12 protein-coding genes are annotated in these 11,908 nt (G+C 65.4%); 8 read left to right on the top strand and 4 right to left on the bottom strand.

Going from position 1 to position 11,908, the window contains the following annotated elements:
* Positions 1 to 6: 6 nt before the first annotated feature.
* The 7 genes from QFZ42_RS08170 (at position 7) to QFZ42_RS08200 (ending at position 7,558) form a co-directional block, all read left to right on the top strand.
* Positions 7 to 480 (top strand): GNAT family N-acetyltransferase, encoded by a 474-nt coding sequence (locus QFZ42_RS08170; RefSeq protein WP_307700485.1) that lies wholly within the window; start codon positions 7 to 9, stop codon positions 478 to 480.
* Positions 474 to 1,523, top strand: a complete 1,050-nt coding sequence (gene meaB / locus QFZ42_RS08175) for a methylmalonyl Co-A mutase-associated GTPase MeaB (RefSeq protein WP_307700486.1) — start codon at positions 474 to 476, stop codon at positions 1,521 to 1,523. The genes QFZ42_RS08170 and meaB overlap by 7 nt, the downstream gene beginning before the upstream one ends.
* A 40-nt stretch (positions 1,524 to 1,563) precedes the next feature.
* On the top strand, positions 1,564 to 3,108 hold the full coding sequence (locus QFZ42_RS08180; RefSeq protein WP_307700487.1) for an acyl-CoA carboxylase subunit beta: 1,545 nt from the start codon (positions 1,564 to 1,566) through the stop codon (positions 3,106 to 3,108).
* A gap of 128 nt (positions 3,109 to 3,236) precedes the next feature.
* Entirely contained in the window at positions 3,237 to 3,800 is a 564-nt protein-coding gene (locus QFZ42_RS08185; protein WP_307700488.1) for a hypothetical protein, read from the top strand.
* A 27-nt stretch (positions 3,801 to 3,827) separates the two neighbouring features.
* Complete coding sequence (accC, locus tag QFZ42_RS08190; protein ID WP_307700489.1) at positions 3,828 to 5,876, top strand: acetyl-CoA carboxylase biotin carboxylase subunit; 2,049 nt, start codon at positions 3,828 to 3,830, stop codon at positions 5,874 to 5,876.
* Positions 5,877 to 6,017: 141 nt separating this feature from the next.
* Positions 6,018 to 7,067 carry a biotin synthase BioB gene (gene bioB, locus QFZ42_RS08195; protein ID WP_307700490.1) on the top strand — a complete coding sequence of 350 codons (1,050 nt, stop codon included), beginning with the start codon at positions 6,018 to 6,020 and terminating at the stop codon, positions 7,065 to 7,067.
* A complete protein-coding gene (locus QFZ42_RS08200) occupies positions 7,064 to 7,558 on the top strand; it encodes a VOC family protein (protein ID WP_307700491.1) in 495 nt (164 codons plus the stop codon). The genes bioB and QFZ42_RS08200 overlap by 4 nt, the downstream gene beginning before the upstream one ends.
* Here QFZ42_RS08200 and QFZ42_RS08205 read toward each other — a convergent pair.
* The gene (locus tag QFZ42_RS08205) at positions 7,548 to 8,045 is read right to left on the bottom strand and encodes an Lrp/AsnC family transcriptional regulator (protein ID WP_307700492.1); all 498 of its coding nucleotides are present in this window, start codon (positions 8,043 to 8,045) and stop codon (positions 7,548 to 7,550) included. The genes QFZ42_RS08200 and QFZ42_RS08205 overlap by 11 nt on opposite strands.
* A gap of 120 nt (positions 8,046 to 8,165) precedes the next feature.
* On the opposite strand from QFZ42_RS08205, the gene yedA reads away from it, so the two are divergent.
* Positions 8,166 to 9,086 (top strand): drug/metabolite exporter YedA, encoded by a 921-nt coding sequence (yedA, locus tag QFZ42_RS08210; protein ID WP_307700493.1) that lies wholly within the window; start codon positions 8,166 to 8,168, stop codon positions 9,084 to 9,086.
* Positions 9,087 to 9,111: 25 nt separating this feature from the next.
* Here yedA and QFZ42_RS08215 read toward each other — a convergent pair whose 3' ends face one another.
* From QFZ42_RS08215 to QFZ42_RS08225, 3 genes are read right to left on the bottom strand one after another with little or no spacing between them, the layout of a single operon-like run.
* Positions 9,112 to 9,750 carry a LysE family translocator gene (locus QFZ42_RS08215; protein ID WP_307700494.1) on the bottom strand — a complete coding sequence of 213 codons (639 nt, stop codon included), beginning with the start codon at positions 9,748 to 9,750 and terminating at the stop codon, positions 9,112 to 9,114.
* On the bottom strand, positions 9,747 to 10,379 hold the full coding sequence (locus QFZ42_RS08220; RefSeq protein WP_307700495.1) for an RnfABCDGE type electron transport complex subunit B: 633 nt from the start codon (positions 10,377 to 10,379) through the stop codon (positions 9,747 to 9,749). Before QFZ42_RS08220 ends, QFZ42_RS08215 begins: the two co-directional genes overlap by 4 nt.
* On the bottom strand, positions 10,376 to 11,791 hold the full coding sequence (locus QFZ42_RS08225) for a polyhydroxyalkanoate depolymerase (protein ID WP_307700496.1): 1,416 nt from the start codon (positions 11,789 to 11,791) through the stop codon (positions 10,376 to 10,378). The genes QFZ42_RS08220 and QFZ42_RS08225 overlap by 4 nt, the downstream gene beginning before the upstream one ends.
* Positions 11,792 to 11,908: the final 117 nt, after the last annotated feature.

The raw sequence follows: 11,908 nt of genomic DNA on the forward strand, positions 1-11,908 counted from the left end.
AGCAACGTGGGCGATCTCCTGTCGCGGCTGTCGCTGCAGCCTGTGGATTCCAGCGATTTCGAAGCCATGCTGGCCTTGCGCATCGATGCGATGCGCCCCAGCCTGGAGCGCGTCGGGCGCTTCGACCCCGCGCGTTCACGCGAACGGCTGACTGCCGGTTTCGTCGTGCCCTACATGCACCATATCGTGCTCGATGGCGACCTGCGCATCGGCTTCGTCACGCTCAAGCCCGAAGACCCGGATGCGCTGCGGCTCGACCATCTGTACCTGCGCACCGGATTCCAGGGCCTGGGCATCGGCGAATGGGTGCTGCAATGGGCCAAGTCGCAGGCGCGTGTACAGCGGCTGGACATCAAGCTCACCGCGCTCGTGCAGAGCGATGCCAACCGCTTCTATTTGCGGCACGGCTTCGTGCTCGAAGGCGAAGAGGGCGTCGATCTGCACTACCGCTGGCGCGTAGCCTCGGAGGATGCGTGCTGAAGTCGGCGGAGGCCCTTGAACGCGCCATTGCCGAGCCGGACGGCATGAAGCAGCGCCGCGCCATTGCCAAGGCGATCACGCTGCTCGAATCGACCCGTGACGATCACCGCGCGCAGGCCGACGAATTGCTCACGGCGCTGCTGCCGCGCACCGGTCAGTCATTCCGCCTCGGCATCTCGGGCGTTCCCGGTGTCGGCAAATCGACCTTCATCGAAACGCTGGGCCTGCTGCTGATCGGCAAGGGCCACCGCGTGGCGGTGCTCACCATCGATCCGTCGTCCACCGTTTCCGGCGGCTCCATCCTCGGCGACAAGACGCGCATGGAGCAGCTCTCGGTGCATGAGCGCGCGTACATCCGGCCCAGCCCGTCGAGCGGCACGCTCGGCGGCGTGGCCGAGAAGACGCGCGAGGCCATGCTGGTGTGCGAGGCCGCGGGCTACGACATCGTCATTGTCGAGACCGTGGGCGTGGGCCAGAGCGAAACCGCCGTGGCCGGCATGACCGACATGTTCGTGCTGATGCAGTTGCCCAACGCGGGCGACGACCTGCAGGCCATCAAGAAGGGCGTGATGGAGCTGGCCGACCTCGTCGTCATCAACAAGGCCGACCTCGACAAGGACGCCGCCACGCGCGCCCAGGCGCAGATCACCTCTGCCCTGCGCCTTTTCGGGCACCAGGGCAATCCGGATCACGCGCACGCGGTGCATGACGCGCACAGCGGCGCGGAGGTCCGCTTCTGGCTGCCCAAGGTGCTGCAGCTCAGCGCGCTGGCGGGCACCGGTGTCGATGCTTTCTGGGACGCCGTCACGCAGTTCAAGACGCTGCAGGCCGCCAACGGCAAGCTCGCGAAGCGGCGCGAAAAACAGGCGACCGCGTGGATGTGGGAGCGCATCGACGCCGGCCTCAAGCAGGCCTTCAGGCACCACCCGCAAGTGCGCGGGCTGCTGCCGCAACTCACTCAGCAGGTCGCAGAGGGTTCACTCCCCGCATCGACGGCGGCACGCCAGTTGCTCGCGGCGGCCGCCATCCCCGCCAAGCCATGACAACACACGAAATTCAGGACCACAGCTTCGGAAGCACACCATGCAAGAACTGATCGAACAACTCGAAAAGCGCCGCGCTCAGGCGCGCCTCGGCGGCGGACAGAAGCGCATCGACGCGCAGCACGCCAAGGGCAAGCTCACGGCGCGCGAGCGCATAGAGCTGCTGCTGGACGACAACACCTTTGAAGAGTGGGACATGTTCGTCGAGCACCGCTCGGTCGATTTCGGCATGGCCGAGCAGAAGATTCCGGGCGACGGCGTGGTCACCGGCTACGGAATGATCAACGGCCGCCTGGTCTTCGTGTACAGCCAGGACTTCACCGTCTTCGGCGGCGCGCTCAGCGAAGCGCATGCCGAGAAAATCTGCAAGGTGATGGACCAGGCCATGAAGGTCGGTGCACCCGTCATCGGCCTCAACGATTCGGGCGGTGCGCGCATCCAGGAAGGCGTCGCTTCGCTCGGTGGCTACGCCGACGTGTTCCAGCGCAATGTGATGGCCTCGGGTGTGGTGCCGCAGATCAGCATGATCATGGGCCCCTGCGCGGGTGGCGCGGTGTATTCGCCCGCCATGACCGACTTCATCTTCATGGTGAAGGATTCGAGCTACATGTTCGTCACCGGTCCCGATGTCGTGAAGACCGTGACGCACGAGACCGTCACGGCCGAGGAGCTCGGCGGCGCAGTCACCCACACCACGCGCAGCGGCGTGGCCGACATGGCGTTCGAGAACGATGTCGAGGCGCTCATGATGCTGCGCCGCCTGTACAACTACCTGCCGCTCAACAACCGCGAGAAGCCACCGGTGCGCCTGGGCAACAACGGCCAGGGCGACCCGGCCGACCGGCCCGACTACTCGCTCGACACGCTGGTGCCCGACAACCCGAACAAGCCCTACGACATCAAGGAGCTGATCCTCAAGGTGGTGGACGACGGCGACTTCTTCGAGCTGCAGCCCGACTATGCGAAGAACATCGTGATCGGCTTTGCGCGCATGGAAGGCCAGACGGTCGGCATCGTGGCCAACCAGCCGCTGGTGCTCGCGGGTTGCCTGGACATCAAGAGCAGCATCAAGGCGGCGCGCTTCGTGCGCTTCTGCGATGCGTTCAACATCCCCGTCATCACCTTCGTCGATGTGCCCGGCTTCATGCCCGGCACGGGCCAGGAGTACGGCGGCATCATCAAGCACGGCGCCAAGCTGCTCTATGCATACGCCGAATGCACCGTGCCCAAGATCACCGTCATCACGCGCAAGGCTTATGGCGGTGCCTACGACGTGATGGCTTCCAAGCATTTGCGCGGCGACGTCAACCTGGCCTGGCCGCGCGCCGAGATCGCGGTGATGGGCGCCAAGGGCGCGGTGGAAATCATCTTCCGCGAAGACAAGAACGACCCCGAGAAGCTGGCTGCGCGCGAAGCCGAATACAAGGCGCGCTTCGCAAACCCTTATGTGGCGAGTGCCCGCGGCTACATCGACGACGTGATCCTGCCGCACGAGACGCGCAAGCGCATCTGCCGCTCGCTGGTGATGCTGCGCGACAAGAAGCTCGAGAACCCGTGGCGCAAGCACGGGAACATTCCCCTCTGATTCGCATGCGCAGCCATTACCCCCAGTTTCGCGACGGCGCGGAACCTGGACTGGTTCCCAAGCTGGGCGGCCTGCCTTGGGGCTTGCCGCCGCGCCTTTGGCCCGTTTGCCGTGAATGCCAGCGGCCCATGAGCCATCTGGCGCAACTGCCTGCGGATGGCGACGCGCTGCCGCTTGCAAGCGGGGAGGTGCTGTTCCTGTTCAAGTGCGAGTGGGACAGCATCTGCAGCTTCTGGGAACACGACGCGGGTGCCAATGCTGCATTCGTCGTGCAACGCGGCGAATTAGCCGACGCACCGACCGCGCCGCCCTCGGATGCCGTCGATGGAATGCCTGTATTGCTGCGCGAGATTGCGATCACAGGCTGGCGCGCCGACGACGATGGCGCGCCGCCGGAACTGGAGAAGGCCTTCTACGACTACCAGAGCCACTCCGAGCTCCCCGAAGAAGTCGCTTATCCCCACGACTGGGCAAGCGCCTGGCGCACGAAGAGCGGCGGCGTGCCGTACTGGACGGCCAACGGTGCGCAGCAGGTGCCCGCGGGGCGCCTGTTCCTGCAGATCGACAACTGGGTCGATCTGGCGGGTGGCGACATCGCCGAGGTCGCAAATTTCTGCTCCGATGGCACGGCTTATGTGTTCGTCGATCGCTCGCAAGCGCAGCCGGTCTATTCGATGTTCATCAACCGCTGAGGCGGTCAGTAAAAAAACGGATTCAGTATGTTCAAGAAAATCCTGATCGCCAATCGCGGCGAGATTGCCTGCCGCGTCATCCAGACCGCCAAGAAGATGGGCATCCTCACGGTCGCCGTCTATTCCGACGCCGACAAGGAAGCCCGCCACGTCGAACTGGCCGACGAGGCCGTGCACATCGGCGCCGCGCCGAGCCGCGAGAGCTATCTTCAGGCCGACCGCATCATCGCGGCCTGCAAGCAGACCGGTGCCGAAGCCGTGCACCCGGGCTACGGCTTCCTGTCGGAGAACGAAGCCTTCGCGCGCAAGGTCGAGGAAGAGGGCATTGCCTTCATCGGGCCGAAGCACTATTCCATCGCGGCCATGGGCGACAAGATCGCCTCGAAGAAGCTCGCGAACGAAGCCAAGGTCAACACCATTCCGGGCTGGAACGACGCCATCGAGACGGCCGAGCGCGCCGTCGAAATCGCCAAGGACATCGGCTACCCGGTGATGATCAAGGCCTCGGCGGGCGGCGGCGGCAAGGGCCTGCGCGTGGCCTACAACGACAAGGAGGCCTTCGAGGGCTTCACCTCGTGCCGCAACGAGGCGCTGGGCAGCTTCGGCGACGACCGCGTGTTCATCGAGAAGTTCGTCGAGGAGCCGCGCCACATCGAGATCCAGGTGCTCGGCGATTCGCACGGCAATGTCATTTACCTGAACGAGCGTGAATGCTCGATCCAGCGCCGGCACCAGAAGGTGATTGAAGAGGCTCCTTCTCCCTTCATCAGCGACGAGACGCGCAAGGCGATGGGCGAGCAGGCGGTGCAACTGGCCAAGGCCGTGAACTACCAGAGCGCGGGCACGGTGGAGTTCGTGGTCGGCAAGGACCAGAGCTTCTACTTTCTCGAGATGAACACGCGGCTGCAGGTGGAGCATCCGGTCACCGAATGCATCACGGGGCTCGATCTGGTCGAGCTGATGATCCGTGTCGCGGCCGGCGAGAAGCTGCCGCTCACGCAGGCCGAAGTGAAACGGAACGGGTGGGCCATCGAGTGCCGCATCAATGCCGAAGATCCGTTCCGCAACTTCCTGCCTTCGACCGGCCGTCTCGTGAAGTTCCAGCCGCCGGCCGAGACCATGTTCGCGAGTGACATCGAGCACCTGAACGGCGTGCGCGTGGACACCGGCGTGTACGACGGCGGCGAGATCCCGATGTACTACGACTCGATGATTGCCAAGCTGATCGTGCACGGCAAGGACCGCCAACATGCGATCGCCCGCATGCGCGAGGCGCTCAACGGCTTCGTGATTCGCGGCATCAGCAGCAACATCCCGTTCCAGGCCGCGCTGCTCGCGCATCCGAAATTCGTGGCCGGCGATTTCAACACCGGCTTCATTGCCGAGAACTACGGCAAGGGCTTCCACGCCGAAGATGTGCCGCATGCCGATCCTTCATTCCTCGTTGCACTCGCGGCCTATGTGCACCGCCGCTATCGCGCGCGTGCCTCGGGCATCAGCGGACAGCTCGAAGGGCATGGCGTGAAGGTGGGCGAGCAATTCGTGGTGGTGGAACTGGGGCCGGAAGGCAAGCATGTACACCACCCCGTTTCGGTCACGGACTTCCACGGCAAGACCGGCGCGAGCGCCGTGGCGGTGGGCGACAGGAACTACAAGATCGACAGCAGCTTCGCGCTCGGTGCGATTCGCGTGCAGGGCATGTTCAACGACAAGCCCTTCACCGCGCAGGTCGAGCGCGGTGCGGGCAAGAATCCGCTGGCGCTGCGCGTGTCGCACGACGGCACGCAGATCGAGGCCATGGTGCTGTCGCCGTTGGGTGCGCGGCTGCTCGAACTGATGCCCTACAAGGCGCCGCCGGACCTCAGCAAGTATCTGATGTCGCCGATGCCGGGGTTACTGGTCGAGGTGTCGGTGCAGCCGGGCCAGCAGGTGCGTGCCGGCGAGAAGCTCGCCGTCATCGAAGCCATGAAAATGGAAAACGTACTGTTCGCCACGCAAGACGGCGTGGTGGGCAAGGTGTCGGCGGGCAAGGGCGAGTCGCTCGCCGTCGATCAAATCATTCTGGAGTTTGAATAAAGCTCACCCCCAGGCTTCGCGCACTCCGTGTCGCTTCTCCAACCCCCTTCCGGGGGCAACACCTGCGGCCCGGCGAAGCCGGTTCCGCGGTGTTTCCCGAACAGGCAACGCCTCGCGCAGTTATGAAAGACTTTCATTGATATGACGACCCCCGATCTTTTTTTTGAAACGCCCATCTCGGCGCCTGTCACGCTGCGCCGGCCCGCAAAGCCGGTGACGCCGCAAGGCCCATGGTCGGTCGAGGCGATCCAGGCGCTGTTCGACAAGCCGCTGATGGACCTGTTGTTCGAAGCGCAGACCGTGCACCGCCGGCATTTCCCCGAAGGCGACATCGAACTGGCGACGCTGCTCTCGGTCAAGACCGGTGGCTGCCCCGAGAACTGCGGCTATTGCCCGCAGTCGGCCGAGTTCGATACCGGCGTGAAGGCGCAGAAGCTCATGGAGGTCGACGAGGTGCTGCGCGCCGCGCAAGCCGCCAAGGACGCCGGCGCCACGCGCTTCTGCATGGGGGCCGCATGGCGCGCGCCGAAGGACCGCGACGTGGAGAAGGTGGCCGTGCTGGTCGAAGCAGTGAAGGGGCTCGGCCTGCAGACCTGCGCCACGCTCGGCATGCTGGAGCCGCACCATGCGCACCAGCTCAAGGCCGCCGGCCTCGACTACTACAACCACAATCTCGACACCGCTCCCGATTACTACACCGACATCGTCGACACGCGCACCTACCAGGACCGGCTCGACACGCTGGCCCATGTGCGCAGCGCCGGCATCAGCGTGTGCTGCGGCGGCATCGTTGGCATGGGCGAGCAGCCGGTGCACCGCGCGGGGCTGATCGCGCAATTGGCCAACCTGAATCCGTACCCCGAGTCGGTGCCGATCAACAGCCTGGTGCGCGTGCCCGGCACGCCTCTGGCCGATTCGGAGCCGGTCGATCCCTTCGACTTCGTGCGCATGATCGCGGTCGCTCGCATCACGATGCCCACCGCGCGCGTGCGGCTCTCGGCCGGGCGCCAGCAGATGGGCGATGCGGTGCAGGCACTGTGCTTCATGGCCGGCGCGAACTCGATCTTCTACGGCGACAAGCTGCTGGTGACCGGCAACCCCGATGTGGAGGCCGACGTGGAGCTGCTGCGCAAGCTGGGGCTACAGGCGCGCCGCACCACCGCCACCGAAGAAGCCGGGGCCTGCGCATGACGGCCGCGCCGCGTCCCTTCAAGGTGCTGGGCATTCAGCAGATCGCCATCGGCGGGCCTGACAAGCAGCGGCTGCAGAAGCTCTGGGTCGACATGCTGGGACTCGAAGTCACGGGCACGTTCAAGAGCGAACGCGAAAACGTCGACGAGGACATCTGCTCGATGGGCAGCGGGCCGTTCAAGGTCGAGGTCGACCTGATGCAGCCGCTGGACCCGGAAAAGAAACCTGCGGTGCACGCAACGCCGCTCAATCACGTAGGGCTGTGGATCGACGACCTGCCCAAGGCCGTCGAATGGCTCACCGCGCAAGGCGTGCGCTTTGCGCCCGGCGGCATCCGCAAGGGCGCGGCGGGTTTCGACATCTGCTTTCTGCATCCGAAGGCGAGCGACGAATTCCCGATCGCCGGGGAGGGCGTGCTGATCGAGATGGTCCAGGCGCCGCCCGAGGTGGTGGCAGCCTTCAGCGCGCTCGCTGTTTCAACTACGCGTTGAGCACCTTCTTGATCGGCGGCCGCACATCCGAGCGGTGCGGCGGCAGCATCGGCTGGTGCTCGCGCGCCGGGTTCAGGATGATCGAGGTCGCCGTCTCGGTGAGGATGCAGAACTTGGTGACCACCGCGTCGAGGTGGCTCACGTCGATGACCGCAATCTCCAGAATCCAGCTGTCGTCGCCGGTCACGTTGTAGGCATTGACGCACTCTGGCGTCTGCTGCACCAGTTCCACCACGCGCGCGTAGTCGGCCCGGCCCACCCGGATGATCGCGCGGATGCCGTAGCCCAGTTTGCCCAGGTTGACGGTGGCGCGGTAGCCGCTGATCACGCCCGCGGACTCCAGCTTTTTGACCCGCTCGGTCACGGCCGGCTGGCTCAGGTGTACGCGGCGGCCGAGTTCGGCCATCGTGAGCCGCGCGTCACTCTGCAGTTCGGCCAGGATGCGGGTGTCGTGGGCATCCAGCGCGGGGTTCAAGGTGAAGTCCATGGAACTCCTTCAATTCAACGGTAGGGAATCGGCAGAACCGTGAAATGTCCATGGTTCTTGTGAGATGGCTTTCATACCATGGGCGGCACTTCAGTACCAACAAAACAGAGGCTTCTCGATATGCCGACTCTTGCTTCTTCTCCCGCCCAGGCCGCGCCGTGTGCCGCCCGCGGCGCGCTGCCGCCTTTGCTGTGGCTTTGCCTCGCCGCCACCTGGGTGGTCTGGGGTTCGACCTACCTTGCGATCAAGTACGCGCTGATCAGCTTCCCGCCGTTCCTGCAGATGGGATCGCGCTTTCTGTTTGCAGGGCTGCTGCTGGCGGCATGGATGCGTTGGCGCGGCGCTGCATGGCCTTCGCGGCTGCAGTGGCGCAACGCGCTCGTCGTGGGCGCGTTGATGCTGGGCGGCGGCATGGGCGGCACGGCGCATGCCGAGGTGACCATCGGCTCGGGCCTCGTGGTGGCCTTCATCGCGGTGGTGCCGCTCTTGATCGCCTTGCTGAACCTGATCTGGGGCATCAAGCCGACGCGCATGGAGGCGGCCGGCATTGCGCTCGGGCTCATCGGCGTGCTGATGCTGACGCAGGGCAGCGGATTCCAGTCGTCCCCTGCGGGCCTGGCGGCAATTTCGATTGCCTGCATCTGCTGGTCCATGGGCAGCGTGCTGAGCCAGCGCAGCCTGCCGCTCGCGCCCGGTGCGATGGGTTTCGCGAGCGAGATGATTTGCGGCGGGGCGGTCTTGCTGGTGCTCGCCGCGGTCTCGCGCGAGAGCCTGGCATGGCCGCCGGAACCCGAGGCCGTGTGGGCATGGCTCTACCTCGTGGTGTTCGGTTCGCTGATCGCGTTCAACGCCTACATGGTGCTGCTCGCGAAGGCGCCGGCCGCGCTGGCCGCAAGCTACACCTTCGTGAACCCGGTGATCGCGATGCTGCTGGGCGTGTGGATCGCCAACGAGACCGTGACGCGCTTCGAGTGGTACGCGGTAGCGGTCGTGCTGGCGGGGGTGCTGTTGCTGCTCTTCAAGCGCGCGAAGACGAATTGAGAGAGCGCAGCCGCGTGCCTGCCGCTCAGGTTCCGGGACGGCGCCAAAACGCGAGGGTGGCGGCAAGCAGCCACATGCCGGCCGCGCAGCTGCGGTTCAGCACCTTGAGACCGCGCCGCGAAAGCCAGCGCACGGCCTGCGTTCCAGCGGCCGCATAGGCCAGCATCACGCAGGTGTCGAGTGCCACGAAGATCGAACCCAGCAGAAGGTACTGCGCGCCTTGCGGCTTGGCGATATCGATGAATTGCGGCAGAAAGGCCGCGAAGAACAGCACGGTCTTGGGGTTCGACAGCGCCACGAGCAGGCTGCGCATGAGCGCGACCCGGCCATGCGGCCGAACCTCGATGGCCGACTTGGCCAGAGCGGCGCCGAGGTCGGAGGCTTCGCTGCGCCAGAGCTTGACACCGAGCCAGACGAGGTAGGCGACACCGGCCACGCGGATCGCGTTGAAGAGCAACTCCGACGCCGCGAGCAGCGAGCCGAGCCCGAGCGCGACCACCGCGATCAACGTCACGCTGCCGAGCGACGCGCCGGCAATGCCCCAGCTCGCGCGGCGCATGCCGCCCTCGATGCCGTTGGACAGCGCCAGCAGCATCGTGGGGCCGGGAATGACGGCCAACGCGAGCGAGGCGAACGCGTAGATGAGCAAGGTGTCGAGTGTCATGGTTTGGCGGCGGGTGGACGTTGCTGCGATGCGGCGCGGGCACGCGCCAGTGCGGCTTCGACGATGGACCGCTTGCGCGTATCGGCCGCGTGCGGCTCGGCGGCCGAGGGCGCTTCTTCGCCCTGGCGCTTGTCGGTGCGGCGGTGCTCGCCGTGGAGCTTGTAGCGTTGCAGGGCGGCTTCTGCCTGCGCCTGCGACCACGCGTGCCAACCGGTGCGGCCGGGCGTTTCGACTTCGAGAGAAATGCAATCGACCGGGCAGACCGGAATGCAGAGTTCGCAGCCGGTGCAGTGCGCGTCGATCACCGTGTGCATGCGCTTGTTGATGCCCAGGATGGCATCGGTGGGACAGGCATCGAGACAAAGCGTGCAACCGATGCACCAGGCTTCGTCGATGACTGCCATGGCGCGCGGGCCTTCGGTGCCGAACTTGGGATCGAGCGGCAGCGGTTCGCGACCCGTGAGCTGTGCCAGCCTGGCAATGCCTTCTGTGCCGCCCGGCGGGCACTGGTTGATGCCCGCTTCGCCGTCGGCCACGGCTTGCGCATAGCCCGCGCAATCGGGGTAGCCGCAACGCGTGCACTGCGTTTGCGGCAGTGCATCGTGAATGCGTGCGGCCAGCCCGTTCACTTCCTGCGTGCCGCGGGCTTCTTCACGGGGGCAACCGCCACCGCTTTCCTGGCTGCGACATTCTTGGTGGCTGCAACGGCAGCCATTTTCCGCCCGGGCTTGATGCGGTCTTCGGCCGGCAGGGCCTCGCGTGCCCCGGCGCGCCTCTGGGGCTTGTCGTGCGCCGCGATGAACTTCAGCATTTTGGGATAGACCAGTTCGCGCCAGCGGCGGCCGCTGAAGATGCCATAGTGGCCCGCACCCTTGACTTCGTAATGCTCGCGCTGCGCGTCGTCGATGCCGGTGCACAGGCTGTGCGCGGCCTCGGTCTGGCCCGAGCCCGAGATGTCGTCGAGCTCGCCTTCGACGGTGAGCAGGGCCGTGGAGTGAATGTCCTGCGGGCGCACGCGTTCGATCTGGCCCTTGGGGTTCTTCACGTCCCAGGTGCCGTTCACGAGTTCGAACTGCTGGAACACCGTGCGAATGGTGTCCAGGTAATAGTCGGCGTCCATGTCGAGCACGGCGTTGTACTCGTCGTAGAACTTGCGGTGGGCTTCGGCGCTCGCGTCGTCGCCCTTGATCAGGTCCTTGAAATAGTCGTAGTGGCTGCTGGCATGGCGGTCGGGGTTCATTGCCACGAAGCCGGTGTGCTGCAGGAAGCCCGGGTACACGCGGCGGCCTTCTCCGGCAAAGCCCTGCGGCACGCGGTAGATGACGTTGTTCTCGAACCACTCGTAGCTCTTGTTCATCGCCAGGTTGTTCACCGCGGTGGGCGACTTGCGCGCGTCGATGGGGCCGCCCATCATCGTCATGGTGAGTGGCAGCGGCTCGCCGCGGCTTGCCATGAGCGACACGGCGGCCAGCACCGGCACCGTGGGCTGGCACACGCTCACCACGTGGCAGTTGCCGTACTCGGCCTGCAGCCGGCGGATGAACTCCTGCACGTAGTTGACGTAGTCGTCGAGGTGGAACTCGCCTTCCGACAGGGGCACGAGGCGTGCGTTTTTCCAATCGGTGATGTAGACCTTGTGGTCCTGCAGCATGGTGCGCACGGTGTCGCGCAGCAGTGTGGCGTAGTGGCCCGAGAGCGGCGCCACGATCAGCACCACGGGCTGGCTCTTGAGCGTCTTGAGGGTGTGCGGCTCGTCGGTGAAGCGCTTGAAGCGGCGCAACTCGCAGAAGGGCTTGTCGAGCTCGACGACTTCCTGGATCACCACGTCGTTGCCGTCGACCTTCACCGACTTGATGTTGAACTCCGGCTTCTCGTAGTCCTTGCCCAACCGATAGAGCAGGTCGTAGCCGGCCGCCATGCGCTGCGCCATGGGCAACTGGCCCCACACCGCGCCTTGGCCGTAGAGCTTGGAAGCCGCTTGGGCGAAATCCGAAAACGGTTCCATCAAGGAACGCTGGGCTTCGTAGAGTTGATAAAGCATCGCTGGTGTTGGAGTGAAATGTTGCAGTGCAATATATCAGCGCATTTGCGGCGATGCAGGGGGCCAAACCCTAGATCGGCCGCGCCGTGAGGGTCTTCCCGTCAAGGAGCGTGAAGG

The organism is Variovorax paradoxus, from assembly GCF_030815855.1.
GTDB classification, from domain to species: Bacteria; Pseudomonadota; Gammaproteobacteria; order Burkholderiales; family Burkholderiaceae_C; genus Variovorax; species Variovorax paradoxus_M.

Excerpts from the sequence above, each read along its gene's own strand:
- QFZ42_RS08205 (WP_307700492.1), bottom strand. The coding sequence starts at position 8,045 with ATGGACTTCACCTTGAACCCCGCGCTGGATGCCCACGACACCCGCATC.
- QFZ42_RS08215 (WP_307700494.1), bottom strand. The coding sequence starts at position 9,750 with ATGACACTCGACACCTTGCTCATCTACGCGTTCGCCTCGCTCGCGTTG.
- QFZ42_RS08225 (WP_307700496.1), bottom strand. The coding sequence starts at position 11,791 with ATGCTTTATCAACTCTACGAAGCCCAGCGTTCCTTGATGGAACCGTTT.
- bioB (WP_307700490.1), top strand. The coding sequence starts at position 6,018 with ATGACGACCCCCGATCTTTTTTTTGAAACGCCCATCTCGGCGCCTGTC.
- QFZ42_RS08200 (WP_307700491.1), top strand. The coding sequence starts at position 7,064 with ATGACGGCCGCGCCGCGTCCCTTCAAGGTGCTGGGCATTCAGCAGATC.
- accC (WP_307700489.1), top strand. The coding sequence starts at position 3,828 with ATGTTCAAGAAAATCCTGATCGCCAATCGCGGCGAGATTGCCTGCCGC.
- QFZ42_RS08185 (WP_307700488.1), top strand. The coding sequence starts at position 3,237 with ATGAGCCATCTGGCGCAACTGCCTGCGGATGGCGACGCGCTGCCGCTT.
- yedA (WP_307700493.1), top strand. The coding sequence starts at position 8,166 with ATGCCGACTCTTGCTTCTTCTCCCGCCCAGGCCGCGCCGTGTGCCGCC.
- QFZ42_RS08180 (WP_307700487.1), top strand. The coding sequence starts at position 1,564 with ATGCAAGAACTGATCGAACAACTCGAAAAGCGCCGCGCTCAGGCGCGC.